The 12,345-nt window shown below is 50.3% G+C and carries 12 protein-coding genes and 3 pseudogenes; 9 read left to right on the top strand and 6 right to left on the bottom strand.

Annotated elements, in window-relative coordinates; genetic code table 11:
* From D6877_RS07750 to D6877_RS07735, 4 genes and pseudogenes are all read right to left on the bottom strand, one after another.
* A pseudogene (locus D6877_RS07750) lies at nucleotides 1-280 on the bottom strand (hypothetical protein); the annotation flags it as partial.
* Between the two features lie 152 nt (nucleotides 281-432).
* Nucleotides 433-771 carry a phage holin family protein gene (locus D6877_RS07745; protein WP_130910393.1) on the bottom strand — a complete coding sequence of 113 codons (339 nt, stop codon included), beginning with the start codon at nucleotides 769-771 and terminating at the stop codon, nucleotides 433-435.
* A gap of 137 nt (nucleotides 772-908) precedes the next feature.
* Nucleotides 909-1,331: a tail fiber assembly protein gene (locus D6877_RS07740; protein ID WP_161984085.1), complete on the bottom strand. Its 423-nt coding sequence runs from the start codon at nucleotides 1,329-1,331 to the stop codon at nucleotides 909-911.
* A 550-nt stretch (nucleotides 1,332-1,881) separates the two neighbouring features.
* On the bottom strand, nucleotides 1,882-2,625 hold the full coding sequence (locus D6877_RS07735) for an XRE family transcriptional regulator (protein WP_130910391.1): 744 nt from the start codon (nucleotides 2,623-2,625) through the stop codon (nucleotides 1,882-1,884).
* A gap of 708 nt (nucleotides 2,626-3,333) precedes the next feature.
* Here D6877_RS07735 and D6877_RS07730 point away from each other — a divergent pair.
* The 7 genes and pseudogenes from D6877_RS07730 to D6877_RS07700 all read left to right on the top strand — a co-directional run.
* Complete coding sequence (locus D6877_RS07730; RefSeq protein ID WP_130910390.1) at nucleotides 3,334-3,657, top strand: hypothetical protein; 324 nt, start codon at nucleotides 3,334-3,336, stop codon at nucleotides 3,655-3,657.
* A gap of 268 nt (nucleotides 3,658-3,925) precedes the next feature.
* Entirely contained in the window at nucleotides 3,926-5,257 is a 1,332-nt protein-coding gene (locus D6877_RS07725) for a hypothetical protein (RefSeq protein ID WP_130910389.1), read from the top strand.
* Between the two features lie 363 nt (nucleotides 5,258-5,620).
* Nucleotides 5,621-6,319 carry a hypothetical protein gene (locus D6877_RS07720; RefSeq protein ID WP_130910388.1) on the top strand — a complete coding sequence of 233 codons (699 nt, stop codon included), beginning with the start codon at nucleotides 5,621-5,623 and terminating at the stop codon, nucleotides 6,317-6,319.
* 399 nt (nucleotides 6,320-6,718) lie between these two features.
* Entirely contained in the window at nucleotides 6,719-6,937 is a 219-nt protein-coding gene (locus D6877_RS07715) for a hypothetical protein (RefSeq protein WP_130910387.1), read from the top strand.
* Nucleotides 6,938-7,540: 603 nt separating this feature from the next.
* Nucleotides 7,541-7,867: a hypothetical protein gene (locus tag D6877_RS07710; RefSeq protein WP_130910386.1), complete on the top strand. Its 327-nt coding sequence runs from the start codon at nucleotides 7,541-7,543 to the stop codon at nucleotides 7,865-7,867.
* Nucleotides 7,864-8,112, top strand: coding sequence for a hypothetical protein (locus tag D6877_RS07705; RefSeq protein WP_130910385.1), 249 nt, complete (start codon nucleotides 7,864-7,866; stop codon nucleotides 8,110-8,112). Before D6877_RS07710 ends, D6877_RS07705 begins: the two co-directional genes overlap by 4 nt.
* Nucleotides 8,109-8,313 (top strand): annotated as a pseudogene (locus D6877_RS07700) (hypothetical protein); the annotation flags it as partial. The gene D6877_RS07705 and the pseudogene D6877_RS07700, both read left to right, overlap by 4 nt.
* Before the next feature lie 81 nt (nucleotides 8,314-8,394).
* Here D6877_RS07700 and D6877_RS07695 read toward each other — a convergent pair.
* Nucleotides 8,395-9,357, bottom strand: a complete 963-nt coding sequence (locus D6877_RS07695; RefSeq protein WP_130910384.1) for a helix-turn-helix domain-containing protein — start codon at nucleotides 9,355-9,357, stop codon at nucleotides 8,395-8,397.
* 313 nt (nucleotides 9,358-9,670) lie between these two features.
* Here D6877_RS07695 and D6877_RS07690 point away from each other — a divergent pair, with 313 nt between their 5' ends.
* Nucleotides 9,671-10,129 (top strand): hypothetical protein, encoded by a 459-nt coding sequence (locus D6877_RS07690; protein WP_130910383.1) that lies wholly within the window; start codon nucleotides 9,671-9,673, stop codon nucleotides 10,127-10,129.
* 143 nt (nucleotides 10,130-10,272) lie between these two features.
* Nucleotides 10,273-11,901 (top strand): methyl-accepting chemotaxis protein, encoded by a 1,629-nt coding sequence (locus D6877_RS07685; RefSeq protein ID WP_130910382.1) that lies wholly within the window; start codon nucleotides 10,273-10,275, stop codon nucleotides 11,899-11,901.
* A gap of 136 nt (nucleotides 11,902-12,037) precedes the next feature.
* Here the strand turns inward: D6877_RS07685 and D6877_RS07680 are convergent.
* Nucleotides 12,038-12,345: pseudogene (locus D6877_RS07680) on the bottom strand (DNA adenine methylase); the annotation flags it as partial.

Raw genomic sequence — 12,345 nt, 5'->3', positions numbered from 1 at the left:
GCCACAGTTCGGCGCGCAGGTCGTGCAACAGATCCAGCGCTTTTGTAGCGTCGGTAGCGTCAAGCACCAGAACGATTTCGAAGCGCTCGCTGATCGGTTGGGTGGCGAGGTTTTGTGTGGTGCTGTTGCTGGCCAGATCGGCGATTGGCAGCACGTGGGCCGAAGGTGTTGGCAGATCAGGGTTGCCTTGCAGCAACGCCAGATCGACACCCACCGAAATATGATTGGCAAGCCCAGGGCATTGCCCACGCAGTTGCGTGAGGATCGGGGTGATCTTCATGGGGGTGTTCCGAAGTAAGAGAAATTACAGTGGACGCCGCAGTCCCTGTGGGAGCGAGCCTGCTCGCGAAAGCGGTCGATCAGTCACATCGATGCTGAAGCTGACGTCCCTTTCGCGAGCAGACTCGCTCGCATAGGGCTATGCGTGGAGATTTAAGGCTGGTCGCGCGGCGGCAGTTCACAGACGCCGATACGCTTGGCCGCCCAGCGTTCGTAAAGGCCTATGGCTACATCAGCGCCGGCCATCGCCGTCAGGCAGCCAAACGCGCCAGCGGCCCAGATCGACATGCCGGCGGCATACAGCAGCATGATTGCCGACACGCCGCAGATCATGCAGGCGCCGGAACGCAGAGCCAGACGCCGCACCAGCGACCAGCCGCGAGCGCCCTCCTTGTCGGCGCGCCACATCTCGCCGGACACCCCGCCAACGACGGCAAGGAGGATGACCAGCCAGATCGGCATGTCCGCCAACGCTTGTTGCTCGTTTGTCATGTCACGCCTCCGTGGGTGATTGATGAGTGATGGGTTGGGTTCGAACGGTTTCTCTTGAGACAGGCATTCCAAAAAGCCCGGCGGGCCAGGCTTTTCAGCAATGCTCTTTCGCGATCAAGCGTTGCAAAGCGCAGCGGTCAGAATGGTGCGATCGGCCAGATGACTTCGGGAAAGGTGTTCTGCTCTGTCGTGGCGCAGACGTCGAGGTAATACTGTTTGATGGCACGCAATTGCGACCACTCTTCCGGAGTGGCGACTGCCAGGTCCACTTTGTACTGCAGTGGGTTGAACTTCAGGAACTGCTCGACTTTGTCAAAGCGTTGTTGCAGGCGGCCGCGGATGACACCCTCTAGTTCATCAGGTGTGAGAGGCAAAAAAGACTCGCCGTAAGGGCCTAGTTGCAATTTGTATCCCGGCTGCGCGGTGGTATCACCGGTGACATTGCGCCACGCAGAGATTGGTTCATTGGCAGGGATCGCAGGTGGCTCTCCCTCAGTGTCCAGCACTTGAAGAACGACAATGATGTTATTAGGTGAAATAGTCAGGACGTAACGGTTCATGCCAGTTTCCTTTTTGACAGGTTTCAGCCAGTGCTGCTGATATAGCTTCACACTTGGCCAGACAATGCTTGCCGCAATTGAGGCAGGCATTCCAAAAAGCCCGGCGCTTGTACACCGGGCTTTTCAGTAATGCGCTCCTTCGCCTTCCTTCCAATCCTGTGTTCGAGAAGGAAGCTGACTTTTCGGCGCTACTGGCGCGGTACGAGTCCATTCAGATTGTTTTTCCGACCGCGGTCCCTGCCCGCCGGATAACTGCTTCTGGTGCTTTACGCTGCACACCCGGGTCAGTTGCCAACCCTCTGAACCGTTGAGGCCGGTTCATCGCTGCCTGTTCTTGTGGAACTAAAGAGCTTGTTTTGCCAGCCGCTTTGTCGAGCGGCTTGGTGGCAAGAATATGCATGGATGCATATACAGTCAATGCGTAAATGCATTTATTTATGCATTAAATTTGCGCATATGCATGAAACCCAAGCGGGCCAAGGGGTGGGGAGATTTCTGCAGGCGAAAAAAAACCTGCCGGGAGGGCAGGTTTCAGTTGAATCGAAAGGGGCTAGCGGGCGTACATGCCCCACCAGAAGACGTGACCGAGGATGACGATCTGCTCTTCCTGGATTTCCTGGAAGCTGTAGTCCTCATCCGGATGCTCGTCGCGATTGAAGCTGCGCAGACGGATGCCGGTGGGCAGGCGATAGAGTTGCTTCACGCGCAATTGGCCGTTGTGATTGATCGCATACAAGTCGCCATCAACGATGTCGCCGATGCCGCACTTGCCGGCGTTGACACCGACAGTCGCGCCATCCCGCAGGACCGGCAACATGCTGTTGCCGCGTACGGTCACACACTTGGCCTGGTCGAACTGCACACCGTTGTGGCGCAGACTGCGCTTGCCGAAGCGCAGGCTAGAGCGCTCACTCTCTTCGATGACGAATCTTCCTGATCCAGCAGCCAATTCAACCTCGCGTAGAAAGGGCACCGACACCTCGTCGTCATCGACGGGGGTGTCGTCGTCCCACAGGCTTATGTCCTTGAGTTCCGCATGCACGTCAGCACGCGTGCCGGCTGCCGCTGGCGCGACATCCGCGCGCCCGCGCAACTGATCGGTGCTGACGTTGAAATAATCAGCGATCTTCGAGATGTGTTTATCCGAAGGATCGACAATCTTCCCGCTGAGAATCCGCGAGAGCGTGGATTGAGGCACGCCGGTGCGACGGTGGAGCTCCGTGGGGGAGATCCCGTGCTGGTCGAGCAGTGCTCTTAAGACGGAGGAAACGTTGCGTTTTTGCATAACGCGCATAGTGCTTGAAGTTTTTCCCGATGACAAATGCTGATTTGCATAAATCGTGCATAGATCAGCTTTTCACTGCAAGTAAACGCTCACCCGACCGCAGTGCCTGCGTCGGGCTTACTGCCCATGGTAACCTTGCGCCCATCGCGGAAAAGCCCGGCCACCGCCCGCGCTTTGCCCTACATCTTTTAACGAGTTTCCCGACAATCCGATGAATAAAGCCGTCTCCGACCTGTCCTCCCACACTCCGATTGTGCTGGAGTAACTCGGTGCGTGAGCCTACAACCCCCGTGGTTGCTGAGCCTTGGCCTATTAACGCGCTCTAAGCACTGAGGTACGATTAGCATTGAATGGCATGGATTGGCGTCTGGTTTGCCCCATTTTTGCCCCATTACCATTCGACGCCATCGCTCAACTGTTAGCCCGGACATCCCAGTCAGCTCTGAGCTATACGCGTTATCACATCTACTTACGAATGAACCAGGTCAGACAATGCAGCAATGCTGTGCGTGCAGAGAAGAGATAAAAACAAACGCAACCAGGTGCCCTCACTGCTCCTCAACCCAAGGGTGGAGACGAATCTTTACGACGCCTGTTCTTATCTGTAGCTCTATAGTCACCATACTCTCTGTAGGCGGATTGGAACCCATCAAGCACGTGTTAACACCACCTCGGGCTGATCTACGACCCGCAATTATCGGTGGCGACTTCCACCAAATGAACTTCACGTTGACCAACCTCGGCGCGCGAGCGGCCACCCTCGTCAACGTTGAGATTGCAGGTAAAACGAAGCGAGATTTTACTGGAGTTTGGTTTGTGAAAACCGCGGCTGATGGAAAAGTTCTGGAACCGGGAAAGTCCTATGAAATAAAAGCATCAAATGGGAGCTTAATTCCAGGTGTAGTGGATTCCCACCGAGCAGCCTTCCTTAAAAGAATCCATGGTTTCTCTAATAACTGTCAGCTTCTTGTGACCTACGCAGAGGTTGATGGTCAGCAAGCCAGACTATCTTACCCCTACATGTGCGATCCAGTTGATTGATAGGGATTCGAACCCCCTCTGGACTCTCTATAGGCCGCTGCTGCCCACCAAAAACGGCGCTTTCGTTCTTTACCGCAGGCGTGGGGCGGGCCGAAGCGGCCTCCCATATGCCCTAATTTTGCCTTAAACAGGTATGACGACTTTCGGCCAGAATCGGACGTTCGCATAAGCGATTGAGAATTTTCCGCCACACCACTACCATCAGAGTGCCACTATGCGGGTAGAAAACAATTAAAACCCAAACTGAAAGTTGAAACGGAGTTCTATAATGCAGGATCTCGGAAAATACCTATTAAAACACGTATCAACTGACACTAGGCATGCAACAAATAGGTTTGAAATTGTAGATAAAATGTTTGACAGTTGGATGTCGGAAAAAGGGGTGACTGACCTATCAAGTGAAAAAGGAAAATTTACAAGCATCAAACAGGGTGCAAATGGAACTTTTTCTCGCAAGCTCATACAGAACGAGCTTGGAAGCCTGCGTGAAATATTATTAATTGAGATTTTTGAAAATGAGCATGCATTTGTAACTGAGCTTCGAATCGGACTTGTTGATAACTCGGTTTTTATATACTGTTCACTATCTGCAAAAAGACTGTCACAGATTATCGCTCCAGTCAGAATCCATCCCCGATGCCCTAGAATTATCAGAGAAATCATCGAGAAGTTCGATGACTGGGAGCTTGATGGAGACAAGATACCTTCCTCATCGATAATAGACAGCAATGGAGAAGACGGAGGTCTTGCACTGTGCACCAGGCTACTTGATAAAGGAAGGAAGTTTCCAGTCGTGGTCATTTCTGACGATCTCGATGAGCGACCTTGGCCTAACTTAGCTGAAAAACTTGCAAGGGATCTCGTTGGAGTCGCTCATGTAGCTGTCGTAGATGACGAGGGGTCTTGGGCAATGACAGATGAGTTAGGTAAGCGAGACTCCTGTTATCTCGGTGCAGTCCGACTGTATTGGCCACTGGGTGAGAAGGACTACCTTAGTTCTTCAATTTGGACGGCAAGCAAGCTTTGGGACGAATATTCGGGGGATATACCTGGACTAGGTAGATTCCAGTCAACTATCAGAGGAATTGTTCTCGAAACGTCCTCACTATCGCTTTCAGCGCCTAAAAGCCTCCGTGAAATCCCTAAGCGTGAGATGCGCGATCGTCTAAATGCTGCAAATGCTGAAGAAAAGGAAAAAGACCTAAATTCTATTATCGATGAAAACAGCGAATTAAATGACAAATTAGAAGCCGCAAATACTGAAATTTTAAAGCTCAAAAGTCGAATTGCGTTTTTAAGTTCAAAGTTAGACGATGGCGATCCGGAAAAAGACACAAATTCGCCCGAAGACTGCGAGACCGAAATTGCTCACTCTCCGGTAGGTGAAGGGCAAATAAGATACTATAAAAAAATCGGAAAAAAAGGTGATACCGACACATTGGTTTGTGTCAAACAATGCAACCACAATTCTTGGCGACCTGCCTTCAAAGCTATCCAGGCGGAAAAAGGAATAACAAAGCTGGAAGGTAGATCGGATTGGCGAAGTATCCAGCACTGCAACGGCTGCAAAGGTGGTGGACGGTGGAAGGTTCAGTGGTGATTTTCAAAGATAATATTGTTTCGAAGCCCACCTAAAGGTGCTCTTGGAATCGTCGGCCCAGACTATCTAGCCGATGATTTCCAAGACAAACTTGATATGGTTCGTCTAGAAGCAGTCAAACGGACGGCAACGAAAGATCTTATAATAGATATTGTAAGTTAGCGCGATCTCCTGACGAGTATTTTTCCATTACTGCCGGGGCGACTTGCAATATGCGATAAGAAGCGGCAAATACGATGCGAAAGGGGGATCTGGCGCTCGCCACGAGAGGCTTAGTTAGTTTTTGCCGGGCATCTACATCGTAAGGCATCGACCTGAAATATTGTAATTATTTAGATTCTATTTGATTTAAGGAAGATACTTATGGATTCTGGTTTTGATGAGGGTGATTTCAAGAAGGCTCGGGGTATGCTCCTATCCTTTTCATCCATACTCATATCTTTATGGTTTTTTGGTGCCGACTTAAAGTCGGTGTCATTACTTGGAACTACAATTGCCTTTACGCAAAATACGCAACACGTCTGGATGGTGGCGCTAGCAATCAATAGTTATTTTTTGCTTAGATTCTATCAGCACTCACCAAATACGTCCTATTCAGAAAATAAGATTTATCAAAGTGCTTTTGAAGATTTTTTGATTAAAAACATGCAGCGATTGAAAAAGGAAAAAATAAAGGAAGATTTGTTCCAGAATCTGAAACATCTTGGAGCTCAGGAAAGCGGTAAGCATGAAATTGTCAGGACTAGCTTCAGCACTGTAACCAACCCCCAGGACAAAAGAAAATTTTCTCGAGGGTTCGCTCGTATAGCAAAGTTTCAAGTTCGTGGAGAATACAAAAATCTCGACGCAACTGAGCTTAAAACCTCACCAGCATTCGAATATGGATATCCGTGTCCTTACTGGCTCGTAGTGCTAGCAACTTACCGAGCCAAGATAGCTGCAAACGTTAAAACATCATACGGAACTGAATACCTGCTGCCATATTTGTGGAGCAGCTGGGCAGCAGTGATTTGTATGCATCAGTGGTTTGTTATAAACCAATTAAGTTTAATGAAGGCCTAGCTTCATCTATGCAAATCAATCTCCATTAAAAAAGATAGGTACCGCCGGAAACGGTCGACCATCAACTTCGCCTCTGGTCGTGCGTGCTCGCTTGCAAACGTCCGCCTCTGGCCGAAAGCGGCCATTGGCGTGAGGCATTTGGGGTTGTTAGAAGGGTTGGTTTAGGCTCATAGTGTTGTGAGTTCGAATCTCTCCTTCACCGCCACATTCAGTAAACGCAAGCCCCTGATTTTCCTAGAGAAATCTGGGGTTTGTGGTTTTTGACGTCCGAAAAATGGCCATATGGGACAGATGCGCCATTCTGGTGCGAAAAAGTCATCGAAACTGAGATGCCTGAGCTAATCTGGTATGGCACGCCTGAACTAGCCCTTTGGTAGCTTTCGCTCAAGGACGATCCAAATGCCAAATAACTCAGATTCAAATGTAACCACCGCCGACGCGCTGACTTTACTGCTGCACAACCAGCATGCGCTGGGTGCGGCGATAGAAGAGATCACTCATTGGATCTCGGGGGCTGGCGCAGATATTGTTGCCGATAATGCTGTAGTCGCCTTAGAGACGCTGGACAGGAATGCGGCGGCGATTACGGACGCGATCACTCGATTACGGCAGGATTAGGCACTCGCGATGGTTGGCATAGCGAGTTGACGCGCGTCCGGAGCCATCGGATTACACTAAGCACTTATTTGACTTTACGAGACGAGCTGTTCCGTTGCCAATGGTTGGTGATAATCCAGCAGACATAGCGTCGGAGATCAGGTATCTCATAGCTTCTACATCAAGCGTCTTGCCTTTGTTCTCGCGCATGAACTCGCGGCTAATGAAATAGCGGCCACAGGCACCACATTCAATATTTACCCAGTCGCCTACCAGAGATCGACGTTCCGCGTTTTCCCAACAAATCCAGCACATACATTTCATAAAGGCGCTCCTCGATGACCAATGGATTGCGCCAGAGAAAAACGAGTTCAACACTGAGTGCCGACCGGAACCACCGTCTATCGGTTTGTATATGGCAGATGTGCGGACGCCGCGTACTGCCAATAGCGCCTTATGTCATCCGATGAATAGAACGCCGTTTATGTTCAACAGGCCCCCACACCTCGGCCCGGTGCGGGGGCCTTTTTTTGCCCAAGCGGCAACCACTGGCCCCGGTGCTGGTCTACCATTGCCTAACCTCCTGGTCGATGCGTCGGCCGCCTCCAAGAGGAACGCTGCTGCATGTCATACGCCTATGAAGGCCTGGCCACCGTCACCGTGCTGGCACTGTACTTGGGCCAGCCACCGACGGATCTCACCATGCTGGAATTGAACGTCCGTGTGCATAACGCCGGATCGGGGCGGTTTCGCATTGAGTTTGACCGTTACCTGCACGGTCCAAAGGAGGCGAACGCCCTGCGGGTGATCTTGCCGGGGGGCTTGTTGCTGCAAGGCCCGATCGCCGACGGGCGCAATGAGCCGGCCGGTGGCTGGCTGTTGATCGAGGCAGAACAATACGACCTTGCGCTTGAGCAGCCTGCGAGCCTCAATGGCTGGAGGTGGGAATGAGCAGCGCGACCGACGCCTTCACAGCGCTGAACCTGCCGCAAGCGGTGCAGGCCCAGGTCCTGAAACTCCTCGCCCAGATCGGCCGTGCGCAGACAGCCGATGATCTGTTTCGCGCCAGTGATCGTGCCGAAGGTTTTGTCTTGGGGCTGGAAACCGCCAAGGCGCTGAACGCCGGCAGTATCGAGGTCTTGTATAAGGCCTTCGACGACGCTGCGACGGCTCGGCGCCTGGAGCATGCACAGTGATCGGCAAAGGCATTCACGAAGAGGTGTTGCGCGCCCTGGTTGAACAACACGCCGTGCGCGAATGCCTGGTGGCCAAGATCGATGGCGGCCCCGATTGGGGCCTGACGATCCGCCTAGCGGGGCAGCGGCGCACGCTGGCTGCCTGTACGCTCGCGGCGTGAGCGACTGCGCACCTGGGCCGCCTTGACGACTGAGGGACGCTTAATTAAACACGCTCGTTCCAAGGTTCTGCGCAGCGCTATCAATGATTTGCGCTCGCGCTCATGTCTCAGCGACGTAGCCTCAAATACTGGACCTAAATCGCTGACGATACTCATTGGGAGTTACGCCATTTAACTTCGAAAAATTTCTTATTAGGCCAGTTTCGTGTCCAAACCCCGTCAAAAAAGCAATCTCTTTGAGAGGGCGTTCCGTACTTACAAGCAAGTGACGCACCGCATCGATTCTGAACTGTTCCACTGTCTTGCTTGGCGTTTGTCCCGTGCTTGCCTTGTACCGTCGAATGAACGTACGCTCGCTCATCTTCATTCGCGCAGCGAGTGTAGGGATTGACAAATCCTCCATTAAATTTTCACTAATCCACGCGTGAAGATCCGAGAAAGTACCGCTTTTAGATTGCATGTTTAGGCTAGAGCTAAACTGATTTTGGTCGCCCGGGCGCTTTAGAAATACAACCAGATGCTTCGCAACTTTCAATGCCATGGCATGCCCCAAATCGCTTTCGACAAGCGCTAAAGCAAGGTCAATACCAGAAGTGACACCAGCAGATGTCCATATAGGCCCGTCATTTATGAATATTGGCCCTCGCTTAAGTATAAGGTCGGGATTACTTCGCTCAAGCTCATCATATGCAGACCAATGCGTTGTCACCTTGCGGCCCTTTAATTCTCTCAACGCCGCCAAGGCGAACACTCCCGTACAGATAGAGACCAAACGCTGAGCTCGTCCAGCGTGCGCTGTGAATATCGAATTAAACCGTGGGTGTTTACAAAAATCATAAATCCCCGGACCACCCGGGACAATTAAAGTATGGGGAATGGGTGAGTCTTGGGCTAATGGCGGTGTATTGAAACAGGCATGGGGGATAACTGTAGCGGTACCGTCAAGCGTTACTATCGATAGCTTGTAAGGCTGAGCGTTAGGGTCAGAGTAGTAATTAGCGGTTAAGAACACCTCAAATGGGCCAGCGAAATCGATAAGGTTCGCCTGCGAATAGGAAACGAATTGGATCGTTTTTGTTAGCATCTGACAGTCGTCCGCGCACCCTTGTGGTGCACATATACATATTTTTGGCGTAAATCGTCAACCTATTGTCATTTATTTCAGACGAAATGATAGCGTAATATCATCACGCCGATCAGAACTGCGGGCAACGCAACAATGGCATTTGACCAAGTTCGATATACCGATATTGCAACCCATAAGCCATTCTGATCACCAACGGAGAACTTTAGGTATAAAGGCGAAATGAATTCCGGCTTAGTCTTGATAAGCTAATTGTCATGGAATACAACAACAATTAATTCCACAGTGCTTAACGACTGCTGCAGGCTTACCCATGACCAAATTATATAACTACGTAGAAGCAACAAAGAAATGCGAAGAACTCACTGCACAAATGGTAGAAGATGTTGGAGCAATTGTCTTTTCTGTAAGAGCGCTGGAGCACACATTCATACTCGCCAACTTAGAAGTCGAAAAAGCATCAAAGTGCGGACCCAACAACTTTGACAAAGCCTGCTCACTACCTTCGCACATGCTGGCGAAAGAGTTGAAAAAGTTAAACTTTTCACTCGAAGCACTCAAAACAACAATCAAACGCAATATTAGTGAAAGCCTAGGGTATCTTAACTCTGTTACCATGAATCTTGTAATGGAGACATCCGAACATCCTGGTGACCCTCTCCCAGATGCATTTCGCAAATACAAAGAAGTTCTGATCAGAAGCATCCACACATTGAAAAAACTCGACGACGAGCTCTTCAATGCTGAAATAAATTTAGCCAACGACAAGTAAAAAATCAGGACTTGTAAATCATGCAGCATTAAACGATATCGCCCGAGGCGTGATCACACTTCAACGCTGAGCAGTACCATTATAAAAAACTTCATTCACTTCCTCCAAACTTCACGGATGAAAAAAAGCCTATCGAGGCAACTATGAATTTCAGAAATTTAAGCATTTCCAAAAAGGCCACGTTATGTTTCGGAATAATTACCGCAACCCTTATATCGCTTGGCATTTTCGCATCCTTTCAACTGACTTATCTAAAGTCTGCGGGCGAGCACCTAGCACAGAATACTCTACCTAGCACGCAAACTATCGATGATATACAAATCGCGCTGCTTAACGCCCGTTTGGAAAGTATCAGGGTGCTGGCGAACTCGACTAACGTAACGGGTAAAGCCGCCGGAGAAGCCAAACTTCAACATGCAGTTCAAACGCTGGAAGCGCGCAGCGAGCACTATAGTAAGAACTTAATCGCTGGAGACCAAGATCGGCGGCAGTTTGAAGCTGCAGATCACGCCATGAGAGATTACATCAATGGTCTAGACCAGCTTAAAAACCTGGAAGCTTCCGATCATAGTCAGGCGTTAGCCTTTGCCAACTCCGCCCAAGCTGATAACGCTAACTCCTTCCAGGAAAAGTTAAACATAATGAGGGAATTTAACGCCGATCAGGCGAGGTCTTTGGTGGCCGAGGCTGCCGAGATTTACAAAAAAAGTACCCGTGTACTCACGACCGTAATTGTCATTTCTCTATTACTGACGATCTTCTTGGCGATAGCTCTAACGCGCAGCATCGTAAAGCCCATAGGAGATTCGCTAAAACTCGCCGAAGAGATTGCATCTGGCGATTTAACGCGACAACTTGAAATCACAGGAACGGATGAAGTATCCAGACTAATGAGCGCATTAAATTTAATGTCAAAGAATCTCCACGGTACGATTCAAGAAATATCAGAAGCGTCCATACAGCTAAGTTCCGCCGCTGTGGAAATGACGTCGATAACAGAGGCCGCGGATCAATTGCTTCAGCAACAAAACAGCGAAATTGAACAAGCTGCTACAGCTGTTACCGAGATGACTTCCGCCGTGGAAGAGGTGGCCCGCAATGCCACATCGACTTCCCAAGCAGCCCAAAACTCGAATGAATCGGCAAAGCTGGGTAATCTACGCGTATCCGAAACGTTGAGCGCTGTCGAGACATTGACGGAACTTGTGGAAAGCTCTTCTACCCAAGTGGTGAAGCTGGCTGAACAGGCTGAAGACATAAGCCAAGTCGTGGGCGTAATCAGAAGTATAGCAGAGCAAACAAACTTGTTAGCTTTAAACGCCGCAATCGAGGCCGCGCGCGCGGGTGAACAAGGGAGAGGATTTGCAGTCGTCGCGGATGAAGTTAGGGCGCTGGCGCATCGGACGCAAGTCTCCACCTTGGAAATTGAGAAGATGATAACCGCTATACAAAATGGGTCCGCAACCACCGTTGAATCTATCCGCAGGAGTACCGAAGAGGTGTATAACACCAAAAGAACCGCGGAAGGTGCGGGCCAATCTTTAAGAAAGATTACCGATACCGTGCTCGAAATAAATGAACGCAATCTCCAGATCGCAGTTGCCTCAGAGGAGCAGGCGCATGTTGCTAGAGATGTGGACAGGAGTTTAATCAGTATTAGATCGCTTGCCATTCAAAGCAGTGAAGGGGCAAACCAGACGATTGCAGCGAGCAATGAATTGAGTCGACTGGCGGTCAATTTAAATCATCTTGTACGAAAATTCAAAGTATGAAGAACTAGGAGTTCATTTACCTAGTTCTTCAATGATTGCGCTTCAGAACAATACGCGGCAACTTGAGTTCCACCAATATATCTGAACCGCAGTTGATAAAGGCGTCGTTCATTTGAGAGACGATGCCTGAGCCGTGTCAGAACAAGCCGCCCAACGAATCTGGTGTCCAGTTCATAATCGCCAGCTCGCCGCTCACCTCGGCTTTGCCTTGCCGCTGGTTGGTATTGGAGTAACGAATGTCGAGTGTCTCGAAGTGAAAGCCTTCGAATACGCGGCGGATGTTGGGATGGTCGTTAATGCTGACCATCGCCTTACCTTTGCAACGGCGCATGAAGTCGGCCATCCGTTCATAGTTCTCGAACGGAAAGTCGACGCCATACCCAGCGGTCTGCCAGTAAGGCGGATCCATGTAGTGGAAGGTGTGGGCACGGTCGTAGCGCTCTG

The sequence above is a fragment of the Pseudomonas sp. Sample_9 genome (genome assembly GCF_004307535.1).
GTDB classification, from domain to species: Bacteria; Pseudomonadota; Gammaproteobacteria; order Pseudomonadales; family Pseudomonadaceae; genus Aquipseudomonas; species Aquipseudomonas mercuritolerans.
The sequence above is the reverse complement of the archived record's forward strand: the minus strand, read 5'-3'. Positions and strand labels throughout refer to the sequence as shown.

Coding starts and splice junctions, on each gene's coding strand:
- D6877_RS07740 (WP_161984085.1), bottom strand. CDS start 1,331: ATGAACCGTTACGTCCTGACTATTTCACCTAATAACATCATTGTCGTT.
- D6877_RS07720 (WP_130910388.1), top strand. CDS start 5,621: ATGGATTCTGGTTTTGATGAGGGTGATTTCAAGAAGGCTCGGGGTATG.
- D6877_RS07730 (WP_130910390.1), top strand. CDS start 3,334: ATGAACTTCACGTTGACCAACCTCGGCGCGCGAGCGGCCACCCTCGTC.
- D6877_RS07705 (WP_130910385.1), top strand. CDS start 7,864: ATGAGCAGCGCGACCGACGCCTTCACAGCGCTGAACCTGCCGCAAGCG.
- D6877_RS07725 (WP_130910389.1), top strand. CDS start 3,926: ATGCAGGATCTCGGAAAATACCTATTAAAACACGTATCAACTGACACT.
- D6877_RS07735 (WP_130910391.1), bottom strand. CDS start 2,625: ATGCGCGTTATGCAAAAACGCAACGTTTCCTCCGTCTTAAGAGCACTG.
- D6877_RS07695 (WP_130910384.1), bottom strand. CDS start 9,357: ATGCTAACAAAAACGATCCAATTCGTTTCCTATTCGCAGGCGAACCTT.
- D6877_RS07710 (WP_130910386.1), top strand. CDS start 7,541: ATGTCATACGCCTATGAAGGCCTGGCCACCGTCACCGTGCTGGCACTG.
- D6877_RS07690 (WP_130910383.1), top strand. CDS start 9,671: ATGACCAAATTATATAACTACGTAGAAGCAACAAAGAAATGCGAAGAA.
- D6877_RS07685 (WP_130910382.1), top strand. CDS start 10,273: ATGAATTTCAGAAATTTAAGCATTTCCAAAAAGGCCACGTTATGTTTC.
- D6877_RS07745 (WP_130910393.1), bottom strand. CDS start 771: ATGACAAACGAGCAACAAGCGTTGGCGGACATGCCGATCTGGCTGGTC.
- D6877_RS07715 (WP_130910387.1), top strand. CDS start 6,719: ATGCCAAATAACTCAGATTCAAATGTAACCACCGCCGACGCGCTGACT.